The organism is Burkholderia sp. LFS061 (genome assembly GCF_047978125.1).
Classification (GTDB): domain Bacteria; phylum Pseudomonadota; class Gammaproteobacteria; order Burkholderiales; family Burkholderiaceae; genus Burkholderia; species Burkholderia pyrrocinia_C.
Genome location: NZ_JBFPFS010000009.1, coordinates 105,034 through 118,441, shown reverse-complemented (window position 1 = coordinate 118,441; position 13,408 = coordinate 105,034). Strand labels below are relative to the sequence as shown.

Annotated in this window: 13 protein-coding genes; 5 read left to right on the top strand and 8 right to left on the bottom strand. The window is 70.4% G+C overall.

Annotated elements, in window-relative coordinates:
* Positions 1–69: 69 nt before the first annotated feature.
* Complete coding sequence (locus ACNQQL_RS11130; protein WP_347064146.1) at positions 70–555, top strand: DUF3331 domain-containing protein; 486 nt, start codon at positions 70–72, stop codon at positions 553–555.
* 24 nt (positions 556–579) lie between these two features.
* Here ACNQQL_RS11130 and ACNQQL_RS11125 read toward each other — a convergent pair whose 3' ends face one another.
* Entirely contained in the window at positions 580–1,782 is a 1,203-nt protein-coding gene (locus tag ACNQQL_RS11125; protein WP_347064145.1) for a GNAT family N-acetyltransferase, read from the bottom strand.
* A gap of 153 nt (positions 1,783–1,935) precedes the next feature.
* On the opposite strand from ACNQQL_RS11125, the gene ACNQQL_RS11120 reads away from it, so the two are divergent.
* Together ACNQQL_RS11120 and ACNQQL_RS11115 are read left to right on the top strand one after the other, a co-directional pair.
* Positions 1,936–3,408, top strand: coding sequence for a PLP-dependent aminotransferase family protein (locus ACNQQL_RS11120; RefSeq protein WP_347064144.1), 1,473 nt, complete (start codon positions 1,936–1,938; stop codon positions 3,406–3,408).
* A gap of 215 nt (positions 3,409–3,623) precedes the next feature.
* Positions 3,624–5,195, top strand: coding sequence for a trypsin-like peptidase domain-containing protein (locus tag ACNQQL_RS11115; RefSeq protein WP_347064143.1), 1,572 nt, complete (start codon positions 3,624–3,626; stop codon positions 5,193–5,195).
* 145 nt (positions 5,196–5,340) lie between these two features.
* Here the strand turns inward: ACNQQL_RS11115 and ACNQQL_RS11110 are convergent, their stop codons facing one another.
* A complete protein-coding gene (locus tag ACNQQL_RS11110) occupies positions 5,341–5,607 on the bottom strand; it encodes a hypothetical protein (protein ID WP_347064142.1) in 267 nt (88 codons plus the stop codon).
* A gap of 167 nt (positions 5,608–5,774) precedes the next feature.
* Between ACNQQL_RS11110 and ACNQQL_RS11105 the strand changes: the two genes are divergently transcribed.
* Together ACNQQL_RS11105 and ACNQQL_RS11100 are read left to right on the top strand one after the other, a co-directional pair.
* Complete coding sequence (locus tag ACNQQL_RS11105; protein ID WP_347064141.1) at positions 5,775–6,986, top strand: MFS transporter; 1,212 nt, start codon at positions 5,775–5,777, stop codon at positions 6,984–6,986.
* A 124-nt stretch (positions 6,987–7,110) separates the two neighbouring features.
* Positions 7,111–7,650, top strand: a complete 540-nt coding sequence (locus tag ACNQQL_RS11100; protein WP_072439079.1) for a DUF4303 domain-containing protein — start codon at positions 7,111–7,113, stop codon at positions 7,648–7,650.
* A 98-nt stretch (positions 7,651–7,748) separates the two neighbouring features.
* Here ACNQQL_RS11100 and ACNQQL_RS11095 read toward each other — a convergent pair whose 3' ends face one another.
* The 6 genes from ACNQQL_RS11095 to cobA form a co-directional block, all read right to left on the bottom strand.
* A complete protein-coding gene (locus ACNQQL_RS11095) occupies positions 7,749–8,447 on the bottom strand; it encodes a fumarylacetoacetate hydrolase family protein (protein WP_072438717.1) in 699 nt (232 codons plus the stop codon).
* A gap of 126 nt (positions 8,448–8,573) precedes the next feature.
* Positions 8,574–9,515 carry a helix-turn-helix transcriptional regulator gene (locus ACNQQL_RS11090; protein WP_347064140.1) on the bottom strand — a complete coding sequence of 314 codons (942 nt, stop codon included), beginning with the start codon at positions 9,513–9,515 and terminating at the stop codon, positions 8,574–8,576.
* 92 nt (positions 9,516–9,607) lie between these two features.
* Positions 9,608–10,207 carry a uracil-DNA glycosylase family protein gene (locus ACNQQL_RS11085; protein WP_347064139.1) on the bottom strand — a complete coding sequence of 200 codons (600 nt, stop codon included), beginning with the start codon at positions 10,205–10,207 and terminating at the stop codon, positions 9,608–9,610.
* Between the two features lie 125 nt (positions 10,208–10,332).
* Positions 10,333–11,385, bottom strand: a complete 1,053-nt coding sequence (locus ACNQQL_RS11080) for a CmpA/NrtA family ABC transporter substrate-binding protein (protein ID WP_347064138.1) — start codon at positions 11,383–11,385, stop codon at positions 10,333–10,335.
* A gap of 5 nt (positions 11,386–11,390) precedes the next feature.
* Entirely contained in the window at positions 11,391–11,987 is a 597-nt protein-coding gene (locus tag ACNQQL_RS11075) for an ANTAR domain-containing response regulator (RefSeq protein WP_034180215.1), read from the bottom strand.
* Between the two features lie 165 nt (positions 11,988–12,152).
* Entirely contained in the window at positions 12,153–12,902 is a 750-nt protein-coding gene (gene cobA / locus ACNQQL_RS11070) for a uroporphyrinogen-III C-methyltransferase (protein WP_347064137.1), read from the bottom strand.
* Positions 12,903–13,408 lie beyond the last annotated feature (506 nt).

The window sequence follows — 13,408 nt, the reverse complement described above, 5'->3', positions numbered from 1 at the left end:
GCGCGAACCGATGGGCCGGCGCTGAGCGTGGCGCCGGTGCCGTTCAATCAGCACGTCAGTCCGTCAAGCATGCCGAACACCATGGAAAGCATGATCTGCAAAGAAGACCTGTCGAGCGAAGCGCCGTCATCTGGCGAACACGATGCGATGCCACCGCGCGGCGGCGGCGTCGCGCATCCGCTCGTGACGATCGGCCGCGCACCGGTTCCGGAGCAAGCGTCGGCCGCGGTGTCGCCGTTGCGCCCGCAACTGTTCGTCACGGTGCTGGAGGCCGGCGACGACGGGTTGCTGATTCGCTGGGTCGAGAGCGGCCGTTGCCATTACGGCGAGCAGCGCTGGCGCCTGCGCGTCGCATTGCAGCCGGGCCGCTGTGCGATCTCGGGGCGGCCGATCGAGCCCGGCGAGCCGGTGTTCCGGCCGGTGCGGCGGCCCGTGCCCGCGAACGGCGACGAGATGATCTGCCCGGCGTCGGTGTCCTGCGCGGCCGGCGCGGCGCGGGCGGACGTTGCGCCCGAGGACGACGCTTCAAGGGATTCGGCCGACGTCCTCGACTGAACGCCGGCCGGCCGCTGAGCCGCGTTACTTCTTCAGATCGTGCCGGTACTGGATGAACCCGGCATTGTTCGCGAGCCTGTCGTACAGCGCGCGCGCGGTCGTGTTGGTTTCATGCGTGAGCCAGTACACGCGGCTCGCGCCGGCTTCGCGGGCGCGTTCGTACACGGCCTCGATCAGCGCGCCGCCCGCGCCTTGCCCGCGTGCGTCGGGCGCCGTGTACAGGTCCTGCAGGTAGCAGTACGGCCCTTCGGTCCAGCACGAGCGGTGGTAGATCGAATGCACGATCCCGACCAGCGCACCCGATGCGTCGAATGCGCCGAGCACGAACATCGGCTCGGCGGGATCCATCAGGCGCGCCCACGTCGTCGCGAACACGGCATCGCTCAGCGCGGTGTCGTAGAACTTCTGATAACCCTGCCACAGCGGGCGCCACGCAGCTTGGTCGGCGGCGACGAGCGGGCGCACCGTGACGCGCGTCGCGTCGTTCGCGCGGGCGGCTGCGTCGCGCGCGTTCGCCTGCGCGTGGCGGATCGCGATGAGCGACTGGCGTTGCTCGCCGTGTGCATCGAAGTTCTCCGGCGCGAGCCACGCGTCGAACGCGGCGCGCACGGCCGGCCATTCGCCGTCGACGATCGAATACCACGCGGTGTCGCGACTACGGCCCTTGTAGACGATCGCCTGCCGGAACGTGCCTTCGTAGCGGAAGCCGAGCCGCGCGGCCGCCTTGCGCGACGGCGCGTTCAGGTCGTCGCACTTCCATTCGTAGCGCCGGTAGCCGAGCGTGTCGAACGCGTACTTCATCAGCAGGTACTGCGCTTCGGTCGACACGGGCGTGCGCTTGAGCCGCGGCGAGAACGTGACGGAGCCGACCTCGATCACGCCGTTGGCCGGATCGATGCGCATCAGCGCGAGCGTGCCGACCGCGCGGCCCGTGGCAACGTCGATCACCGTGTAGTGCAGCGGATCGGCGCTCGCCTGCGCGCCGCGCGCGTAGTCGCGGTAGCCCGACTCGTCGGCGTACGGCCCGTGCGCGAGATAGGTCCAGTCGCTGCCGTCGGGCGCCTGCGCATAGGCGGCGTACAGATCGGCCGCGTGGCGCTCGGCGTCGAGCGGTTCGAGCCGGCAGTAGCGGCCCTCGAGCGCGATGCGCTCGGGGCGCGGGCGCGCGGACCAGTCGGGAACGGGGTGGCCGATGGGTTGCTGGAAGGCGTTGGTGAGCGTGGACAAGGTCGATCTCGCTTCGGTTGGCGGCCGGCGACATGCCGGCATGCAGACGATCGTAGTCGCGGCGAGGTACCATGAAAAGCGCCACAGGCCGGCAAATTTATGGTGCCACGGTCCGTGCGCCACGTTCCGACACTTTCACGCTGCGATGTTCCGATGACGACTGCCTTTCCTTCCGGCGACTCTCCGTTGCTGCCGCTCGACGCGCCGCTGGCGCGCACGCCGGGCGCGCCCTCGCTGCAGCGCCAGTTGCTGCGCCGCGTGCGCGACGCGATTCTCGGCGGCGCGATGCCCGCCGGCACGCGGCTGCCCGGCACGCGCGCGCTGGCCGAGACGCTCGGCGTGTCGCGCAACACGACGGCCGCCGTCTACGAGCAGCTCGTCGCCGAAGGCTTCCTGCAGTCCGACCGCCGCGGCACGCGCGTCGTCGGGCTGTCGCGGCCGGCGCCGCCGCACCGGCGTGCCGCGCCGCCGGCCGTCGCGCAGCGGCTCGGCCGGATTCGCCCGAGCCTCGTCGGCAGCGGCGAATCGGAGGGCTTCCGGCCGGGCGTTCCCGCGCTGTCGCATTTCCCGGTGGATGCGTGGCGGCACGCGATCGACCGCGCGCTGCGCCGTGCCGCCCGCGACCTGCTCGCCTATGGCGATCCGCTCGGCGAACCCGCGCTGCGCGAATCGATCGCGCGGCACCTGGCCGTGACGCGCGGCGTGCGCTGCGATCCCGAGCAGATCGTGATCACCGAAGGCGCGCAGGGCGCGATTGCGCTGTGCGCGCAGTTGCTGACGAACCCGGGCGAGACGGTGTGGGTCGAGGAGCCCGGCTATCGCGGCGCGCGCACCGCGATGCAGGCGGCCGACCTCGATGTCGTGCCGATGCCGGTCGACACCGAAGGGCTGCGCGCGGAAGAGGACGACTGGCGCGAGCGGACGCCGCGCCTCGTCTATACGACGCCGTCGAACCAGTTCCCGACCGGCGCCGTGCTGTCGATCTCGCGGCGGCTCGCGCTGATCGATGCCGCGCGCCGGCATCGTGCGTGGATCATCGAGGACGATTACGACAGCGAATTCCGTCACACCGGCGAGCCGATCGGTGCGATGCACGGGCTCGCGCCCGATTCGCCCGTGGTCTATCTCGGCTCGTTCAGCAAGACGATGTTTCCGGCGCTGCGGATCGGCTTTCTGGTGCTGCCCGAGGCGCTGCTGGCCGCCGTGCGGACGGTGCTGCCGGAGATGCTGCGCGGCGGGACGCGCCATGTGCAGCTCGCGCTGGCCGATTTCATCGAGACAGGCGAGTATGGCCGCCATCTCGGCCGGATGCGCCGGCTGTATCGCGACCGGCGGCGGTTGCTGCTCGCCGCGCTCGACGGCAGCCTGAGCGTGCCGCACCAGGTCGAGGGCGGGCCGTGCGGATTGCATCTCGCGCTGCGGCTGCCGGCGCGCTACCGCGACCGCGCGATCGTCGAAGCGGCGCGCGCGCATGGCATCGGCCCGTTTCCGCTGTCGGGTTTTTCGATTCATGCGGAGTCGGTGGCCAACGGGCTCGTGCTCGGCTTCGGCAATACGTCGGCCGATGCGTTCGAGCCGATGTTGCGGACGTTGTCGGCGATCGCGGAGCGGGCCGGCGGGGATTGAACGGTCGCCGGACTTGTGCGGATTGACGAACCGCATACTTTGTTCGGAACGAACGCCGTCGCGGCTTCGCGGCCGCCGCGTCACCCGGCATGCGGGTTTCGATTCGTATGTTCCAACAGGCCGCTTGGACTATAAATGGATGCGTGTACCGGTGCTTGTCGGGTGCCTGCGCGTCTCGCGCAAGGCGGCGCCGCGACTGCCGGGGGAGGTGCACCGTGGTTCGCCAGACGCTTGCTCGCGCCGTGCTTCGCACCGCGCTGATCGGCTGCGTGTTTGCCGGTTTTTTGCTACCGCCGCCAGCCGCCATTGCGGGGACCGTCGCACCGCCCGTTACACGGCCCGCCATGAAGGAAAGGCCGGCCGCCGCGCCTTACGCGATGCCGGTCGATTTTCCGGCGATCGTCGACCGCTACGGCCCGGCGGTCGTGACCATCATGACCGCCGCGCCCGACCAGCAGGCCGGCGGCCCGTCCTTCGCGATCCTCGATCCCGACGATCCGCTCGCCGCGTTCATCCGGCGCGGCGCGCCGGCGCCCGTGCCCGCGCCCGCGCAGGGCGCGCAGGCGCCGGTGCCCGACACGGCACTGCGCGCGGTGTCGGGCTCTGGCTCGGGATTCATCGTCAGTGCCGACGGCCTGATCCTCACGTCCGCGCACGTGGTCGACGATGCGACCGACGTGACGGTGCGGCTCACCGACCGCCGCGAATTCAAGGCGACGGTGCTGATCGTCGATCCGCAAAGCGACGTCGCCGTGTTGCGTGTCAACGCAACGAAGCTGCCGTTCGTGCGCATCGGCGATTCGGCGAAGGTACGTGCGGGCGAACCGGTGATGACGATCGGCGCACCGGACGGGTCGGGCAACACGGTCACGGCCGGCATCGTCAGCGCGACGTCGCATCGGCTACCCGACGGCAGCACGTTTCCGTTCTTCGAAACCGATATCGCGCCGAATCCCGACAACTCGGGCGGCCCCGTGTTCAATCGCGCGGGCGACGTGATCGGCATCGCGGTGCAGGTTTATACGGGCGCCGACCGCTACGCGAGCATGACGTTTGCGATCCCGATCGCGTTCGCGGCAAAGGTGCGGGCGCAGCTACAGACGCAGATGCAGGCGCAACAGGCTCAGGCGCCGGCGCAGGGTGCGCCGTCAGTCAACGCGTTCGGCGTCGATGTGCAGGATGTCGGCATCGGGCTGGCCGCGGCGTTTGGGCTGCCGCGTCCGGCGGGCGCGCTCGTCAACGGTGTCGCGCCCGGTTCGCCGGCCGCCGCGGCCGGCGTGAGGCCCGGCGACGTGATCGTGAAACTGGGCGACAAGGCGATCGGCCGCTCGGCCGAACTGAACGACCTGGCCGCCGCGCTGTCACCCGGCGAGAAGGCGTCGCTGCGGGTGATTCGCAAGCGTGCGCCGGTGATGCTGACGATCACGGGCGCCGACGACGCGGCCGGCAGCGCGGGCACGACAGTCGGTATGGTTGCGCCGAAGGCCGCTGCACGGCCGGGGGCGACGGGGACGGGCGAAGGCGGCGATCGCCTGGGGCTGACGATGCATGCGCTGAGCGACGACGAGCGCCGCTCGACGGGGCTCGCGGTCGGGATGATGGTGGACGCGGTGCACGGCCCGGCAGCGAGGGCGGGCATCCAGCCGGGCGATGTCGTGCTCGAGATCAACGACGCGCTGCTCGAGACGCCGGACGACGTGCAGTCGCTCGAAGCGAACGGCAGCGTGATCGCGCTGCTGATCCAGCGCAACAACGCGCGGAAGTTCGTGTCGGTGCGCGTGCGTTAGGGCGTTGACGCGGCCGGCGTCGTCCGCCTGCCCTCGTCCGGTATCGCCTGCGGATTCAACCCATCGATGCAATGGATTGAATCCGCGGTTCGCGGTGGACGTCGCATGTTGGCCGAAACCCGGCGCATCTCGTCTGTGGCCGCGTTCAGAATACCTCGAACGAGCACCATTCGGGCACAAACCCCTCGAAGATAAAAAAGTCTTCGATATACGTGAGACCAAGCTTTTCCAAAGATCTCATGCATTCGTCGGCTGCATCGCCTCCGAAGAAAGGACCAAGCGATACCAGATTGTCAGATTCGTCAAAATATCTCGCAAGATTGAATTCGGTCATGACCGTTGACAGGTCGACGTTCTTGGCCGCAAGCGCGGCCCGTCGGACAACAATTCCGAAATCCCGGGATACTTTCATCGATGGGAGCTTGCGTAAATGAGTCGCCACGATTGTCGGCGATCTATGTGCCGAGGTCGAGTGTCCGAAACTGGCTGCGGACGGTCTTTCTCGCGTTCCCCGGAAATCCGCTAAGAACTTTTTTGCATTGCGCGCGGCCTTGCGGCGCGTGCGCGGAGGGCATTCGCTTGCAACCGAACCTGCCGATCGATTCCGCTGCGGCGTCGCCTCGACACGCGACGCTGATCCTGCTGTGCGCGTTCTCGGTGCTGCCGCTGAGCCTGTTCCTGCCGTCGCTGCCGGCAATCGCGCGCGACCTGCGCGCCGACTATGCGCTCGTCGCGCTGTCGCTCGGTGGTTACGCGGCGGTGGCGGCATCGCTCGAGTTCGTGATGGGGCCGCTGTCGGACCGGTTCGGACGAAGGCCGGTCATGCTGACGAGCGTCGGCGTGTTCGCGCTCGGCTCGCTCGGCTGCGCAATGGCGACCGATATCCGCGTGTTTCTCGCGTGCCGGCTGATGCAGGCGGCGATCACGTCGGTCTATCCGGTGTCGATGGCGACGATCCGCGACACCGGCGGCGGCAGCCGCGCGGCGAGCCGGATCGGCTATGCGGCGATGGCGGCCGCGTTCGCGCCGATGCTCGGCCCGACGCTCGGCGGCGTACTCGATCAGACGGTGGGCTGGCGCGCGAGCTTCTGGTTGCTCGGCGCGGCCGGCATCGCGCTGTTCGGCTGGTGCGCATTCGATCTCGTCGAAACGCACACGAACCGGTCGTCGAGTCTCGGGCGGCAGCTTCGCGCGTATCCGGCGCTGCTCCGCGCCCGCCGTTTCTGGGCCTATGCGCTTTGCATGGCGTTTTCGACGGGCTCGTTCTACGCGTTCCTGGCCGGCGCGCCGCTCGCCGCGAAAACGCTGTTCGGCATCTCGCCGGCGGAGATCGGTTTCTACATGGGGACGATCACCGCCGGTTTCGTGTGCGGCAGCTTTCTGGCCGCGCGTTTCGCGCGCCACTACGCGCTGGCGACGACGATCCTGTGCGGTCGTGTCGTCGCGTGCGCGGGACCGTTGATCGGCCTCGCGCTGGTGTTCGGCGGCGCGATGCACGCGCTCGCGTGGTTCGGGCCGTGCGTGCTGGTCGGCATCGGCAATGGGCTGACCAATCCCGGCGCGCATGCCGGTGCCGTGTCGGTGCGGCCGGAGCTGGCGGGCAGCGCGTCGGGGCTGGCCGGTGCGATGACGATCGCCGGCGGCGCCGCGCTGTCGTCGCTGACGGGTGCGGTGCTGACCGCCGGCAACGCGGGCTATGCGCCGTTCGCGATGATGCTGCTATCGGCGGCGATTGCGCTGGCGGCCGCCGTCTGCTTGCGCGTGTTCGACGCGCGTGACGCCGCGCAGTGAACGCGGGTGCGGCCCGCTACCGTGCCGCGCGCGATTGGCGGACAATTCATCGAACGCCGGGAGACGACGAACCATCCGCGAGGCGTATTCCCCGACGCGCGAAGGGCGACTGGGCGAGGATGCGATGATCGACTTTTCTGATTTCCAGCGGGAAATTGCCGACGCCGCGAGGGCGACGTTCAAGGCGCTGCGGGCGTTGCACCCGGACGAGCATTTCTACGCATTCGCGCTTTATACGGACAGCGGCGCGATGACGGTGGTGCCGGCGGCCAATTCGGTCGAAGGGCTGAGCCGGGTCCGCGCGCAACAGGCGGTCGCGGACCCGGATCCGTGGTACGTGTGGGGCTTTTCCGAATGGGCGTACGCGGCGGCGGAAGCGTCGCCGTTCAACGTGATCTGCGGCAAGCTGGCCGACGAAGTGCTGAGCCCGACGTTTGTCCGGTCGAGGTTCGCGGAGTTCTCCCGGCAACTCCACGCCGACATGATCGAGGCGTTGCGGCTGCTCGATCGCGACGGCCTGTTCGGCACGGGCGAAGCAAGGGAAGCCATCACGCTGTTCGTGTCGATCAGCGACGACGACGCAGCCGAGGCACTGGAAAACGAATCGGCGAAAGCGCTGAATCCGCCGGCCGTCGCCGACAAATTCCTGCGCCGCTACGACTGAGCAACCGGAATGCCGTTGCGGCCGGCCAGAGCCGCAGCGCGCAACGCGCAACGCACGGCGGGCGCAGCATCCGCCCGCGTGCGTGCCTCTTTGATCCGTTACGGCTTCGCGCCGACGACGAACTCGAATGCCGCGACGCCGTCGACGCCGCCCGTCACGCGGTCGCCCGGCTGCAGCGCGCCGACGCCGGCCGGCGTGCCGGTGAAGATCAGGTCGCCGGCCTTCAGTTCGACCGAACGCGACACGTACGCGATGACGTCGGGCACGGCCCAGATCATGTCGGCCAGATCGCCTTGCTGGCGCGTTTCGCCGTTGACCGCGAGCCAGATGCGGCCGGCGGCCGGGTGGCCGGTGGCCGTCGCCGCGCGCAGCGCGGTCACGGGGCCCGACGCGTCGAAGCCCTTCGCCCAGTCCCACGGACGGCTCAGCTTCTTCGCTTCGGCCTGCAGGTCGCGGCGTGTGAGGTCGACGCCGACGCCATAGCCCCACACGTGCGACAGCGCGTCGGCCGGGTCGATCGACCGGCCGTCCTTGCCGATCGCGACGACCAGCTCGATTTCGTGATGGAGGTCGCTCGTCAGCGGCGGATACGGGACGGTGCCGCTTGCCGGGACGATCGCGTCGGCCGGCTTCGTGAAGAAGAACGGCGGCTCGCGGTCGGGATCGGCGCCCATTTCGCGTGCGTGGTCGGCGTAGTTGCGGCCGACGCAGAACACGCGGCGCACCGGAAAGCGCGCGGACGACTGTTCGACTTCGACGGAAGGACGCTCGGAAGCGTCGATGACATAGGCGGACATCGGATGGCCTCGTTCGGTGGGTAGACGGATGCCGGCACCCGTGCGGCGCACGGGCCGGCATGCGTGCAACGATACCCGACGCGCGTGCGGCCGGATGCGACGCAACTGCGTTTTACCGGGACAAAACTACGCGTCGTCGGCGGCGGGTGCGTCGTCGCCGTCCGGCAACGCGGCGTTTGCGTCGCGGTACGCCTTCGGCGACACACCGACCCGCGCGCGGAAGCGCCGCGCGAAATACCCTTCGTCGCGGAAGCCGACCGAGCGCGCGATGTCCGCGATGCGCCGGCTCGTGTGGGCCAGCAGCGATTGCGCGAGCGCGATCCGGCGCTCGGTCACGAGATCGGTGAAGGTGCTGCCGGTTTCCTTGCGGACCAGGTGCGCGAGGTAGTTCGGCGACAGGAATGCGGCCTCGGCGGTCGCGGCGAGCGTCAGGTCCTCGCGGGTCAGGTTCGCACGCACGTGCCGCAGCACGCGCGCGAGCGCATCGCGCTGGCCCGCGCGCTGGGCGCCGCGCTGCGCGAGCTTGTCGAGCGCGCCCGCGTACTGCGTGCAGACGAGGCCGATCAGTTGCAGCAGGTAGCCGCGCAGCAGCGTGGTCGAGCCGAAGGTGCGCACGCGATCGGTGTCGAGCATGCACAGCGCGAGGCGGCGCGCTTCGTCGTACGTGTCGCCGGTCAGGATGAAGTCGAGATGCTCCTGGAATCGGAACGGCGTCAGCTCGGGAAAGCGGTGCGCGGGCACGTCCTCGAGATCGAGCGGATCGACGTCGAGGTCGGCGCGCAGGAACGCCTGGCTGAAGTTGATGACGATGAAGTGCGCGCCTTCCGGATGCGGGATCAGGTGCTCGCGATGCGGCAGCACGAACGCGAGCGCGCCGCGCGGAAACGGCCGCGTGACGCCGCCGATCCGCTGCTCGGTGTCGCCGCCGAGGTTGAACTGGATCTGGAAATACGCGTGCCGGTGCGGCTCGGTGATCGCCTGGCGCGACGCCTGGTCGCGGATGTAGAAATCGAGCCGGTCGCTGCGTTCGGGCATCCCGTACAGGCGCGGCGGGGCGGTGGATGGCATGAAGGATTCTGCGGTTCGTGACGCGGTTGAGCCGCGATGGTACAGCGAACCGGGCGCGGCGGGGATGGGCGCGGATGTGCTGGGCCGGGCGATCAACCCGCAACCAGCGGTGCGGCGCGGCGGCGCAGCTCGGGCACGATTTCGGCATCGAACCACGGGTGGTGCTTGAACCACGCCTGGTTGCGCGGAGACGGATGCGGCAGCGGCAGCACGTCGGGGCCGTAGTCGCGCCATGCGTGCACGGTGTCGGTCAGCGTTGCCTTGCGCGACTCGCGCAGGAAATGCCGCTGCGCGTACTGGCCGATCAGCAGCGTCAGCCGGACCGACGGCAACTCGGCAACCAGCCGGTCGATCCACAGTTGCGCGCATTCGGGGCGCGGCGGGTTGTCGCCGCTCGCGCCGCGGCCCGGGTAGCAGAAACCCATCGGCACGATCGCGAAGCGCGTCTCGTCGTAGAAGGTATCGGCATCGACGTCGAGCCAGCTGCGCAGCCGCTTGCCGCTCGCGTCGTCCCACGGGATGCCGCTTGCATGGACACGCGCGCCCGGCGCCTGCCCGACGATCAGGATCCGCGCGTCGCGATGCGCGCGCACGACCGGGCGCGGGCCGAGCGGGAGCTCGGCTTCGCATGCGCGGCACGCGCGGATTTCGGTGAGCAGCACGTCGAGCGGCGCGCGCGTTCGTTTCGGCATCGATTCGGATCGGGGACGGAGTGGCAATGCGGTGTCGTCCGTGCGGCGCATGCCGGAAGCCGCCGGGTGGCCCGGATCGGCGTGGCGCGGCTCCGGCGCGCGCCAACTGCGTCACATGGCGCGCATCACGCGCGCGACTGGCCCGCTGCGCCGCCTTCGGCGACCGCAGCATCATACAACGCGGTCTGCGCGATCGCCGCGGCGATCCCCGCGTCGTCGTGCGAACCGTCGAGCATGCCCCAGCGCCGGTATTGGGCCAGGAACCACCGGCCGTCGAGCGGATCGGGCCGGTTCACGGCGCCGCCGTCGTGGAAGCGGATCGGCAGCGGCGGCTCCGCGAACGGCCCCGCGCCGTAGTCGCCGAGCAGGCGTGGCGCGATCAGCCGGGCCGGCACGCCGATCGCGTCGGGCGACGCGAGCCAGTCGGCCGCCTCGACCCGGTGCGCGGCGCTGTCGAGCCACGCGCAGGCATCGACGAGCGTACGGATCAGCGCGCGTGCGGTGGCCGGATACAGCGAGACGAAGTCGCGCCGGGCCGCGAGCACCTTCTCCGGATGATCGGGCCAGATCTCGCTCGTGACGGCGACGGTGCGGCCGGCCTGGCACGCTTCGGCGACCGCATGCCACGGCTCGCCCGCGCAGAAGCCGTCGAGCTCGCCGTTCGCGAGCGCGGCGACCATCTCGGGCGGCGGGATCACGACGCTGCGCACGTCGCGCAGCGGATCGACGCCGTGCGATGCGAGCCAGTGGTTCAGCCACATCGCGTGCGTGCCGGTCGGGAACGTCTGCGCGAGCAGCGGCTTGCGGCCGAGCGTCGCGAGCGCGTCGCGCACGCTGCCGCTCTCGCGGTACGCGTCGGCGAGGCCGCGCGAGAACGAGATGGCCTGGCCGTTGCGGTTCAGCACCATCAGCGCGGCCATGTCCGCCTGCGGGCCGCCGATGCCGAGCTGCAACCCGCAGACGAGCCCGTACAGCGCATGCGCGGCGTCGAGCTCGCCGCTCAGCAGCTTGTCGCGCACGGCGGCCCACGACGGCTGGCGGTTCAGTTCGAGCGTCAGGCCGTGCGGCGCACCGAGGTTCAGGCGCTGCGCGACGATCAGCGGGGCCGCGTCGCTCAGCGCGACGAACCCGAGGCGAAGATGCGCGCGTTCCGGCGCGGCGGGAGGCGAAGTATTCATGGCGGTCATGGCTGGGGTGACGCGTCGAGCAATTGCCGCGCGACGTCGACGATGCGCAGGCCCTGATCCATCGCGCGCTTGCGCAGCGCCGCATACGCATCGTGCTCGGACAGCCTGCGCTGGTCCATCAGCACGCGTTTCGCGCGGTCGATCAGCTTGCGCTCCGCGAGTTCGCGCTCGACGTCGGCGAGCCGGCGGCGCAGCGCATCGTCGTGCGAGAAGCGCGCGAGCGCGACTTCGAGAATCGGCGCGAGGCGCTCGGCCGACAATCCTTCGACGAGATACGCGCTGACGCCCGCGCCGACCGCCGCGCGGATCAGCGCCTGGTCGCCGTCGTGGCTGAACATCAGCACGGGACGCGGCGCGGTCGCGTTCATCACCGCGAGCTGCTCGAGCGTGTCGCGCGACGGCGAATCGGTATCGATGATCACGACGTCGGGGCGCTGCTCCTCGACGGCCGCCGGCAGGCGCGCGGGCGTCGCGACGTCGTTCAGCATCTCGTAGCCGAGGCGCGCGAGCGCGTCGCCGAGCTCGCCGATCGGCTTGTCGGTGTCGGTGACGAGCAGCACGCGCAGGCGGGTGGGCAGGGCGGACGAACTCATGAGGCGAGCGGCAGCGGCGGAAGGTCGGCGCGACGCGCTAACGGCATGTGACGGCCGAGTCGGGACGCGGTTCCGATACCGCGCGTGCGCGACCGGCGGCCGGCGCGAACGCGGCCAATGGATTCGGAAGAGGTGGGCGGCCGGCGCCGCGCGATGCAGCGCATGCTACGCAGCCCGGGCCAGCGCGGCATCCTCGTGCTGCACGGCCGCCTCGCCGATCGCGCCGCCGACGAGGATCACGGCGGGGCTGCCGAGCCGCGCTTCGTCGATGCCGCGCGCAAGGCCGCCGAGCGTGCCGGTCCAGCGGCGCTCGTCGGGCGTGCCGGCCCATTGCACGGCCGCGGCCGGCGTCGACGCCGGCAACGCGGCGAGCAGGCCCGCCGCAATGCTGTCGACGCGGCTCATCCCCATGTAGATCGCGAGCGTGGTGCCGGTCGCCGCGAGCCGCGACCAGTCGGGTTCGCCGTGATCCTGGCGGTGCGCGGTGACGAACGTGACGCCCTGGCAGTGCTCGCGGTGCGTGAGCGAGATGCCGAGGCTCGCGGCGGCCGCGAATCCCGACGAGATGCCGTTGACGATCTCCACGGGAATCGCGGCGGCGCGCAGCGTCGCGAGTTCTTCGCCGGCGCGCCCGAACAGCAGCGCGTCGCCGCCCTTCACGCGCACCACGTGCGCGCCGCGCAGCGCGTAGCGGCGCATCAGCCGCTCGATGAACGCCTGCGGCGTGGAGCGGCAGCCGCCGCGCTTGCCGACGCGGATCACGCGCGCCTGCGGTGCGAGTTCGGCGATGCCGGGCGCGACGAGATCGTCGAGCAGCAGCACGTCGGCGGCGGCCAGTGCTTTGACGGCCTTCAGCGTGAGGAGATCGAGGTCGCCGGGGCCGGCGCCCAGCAAGGTGACTTTGCCTGTCGTCATGTCGTGTTCCAGTGCCGCGTGCGTGCGGCCGTCGATAGCGCGTTGTCTGCGCGGCGGCGGCGGGCGGTAGAAACATACCGGCATCCGGCCGTGCCGCGCACGGGAGGGACGCCGTTGTCCTGACGGGCCCGCCGTGATCGACGGGCATGGTTTTGCGGGAACTGCCCACCGGCGCCGTTGCCGGTGTGATGCATGAACTTCAGCAATATCCGGGCCAACCGGCGCGATGCGCGGCGGGAGCGCGGCGCGACGGCCGCGTGCATGAATGCGCACGCAGCGCGCGGAGAGACGCGATGCCGCGCCGGCGTGCATCGTGCCCCGTCAGCGCGCACCGCGATGTCGCACGGCGACAGTGCTGCAGTGCACCACATCTGTGCTTTGCTGCTTCACGACGCATCGTGCGCCGCGTGCCGGAGCGCGGCGCACGCTGGCCGGCGAGCCTTGCGCGGCGGGGATGCCGGCGCGATTCGGGCCGACATGGCACGGCGTTTGCGTAAGCTGGTTCG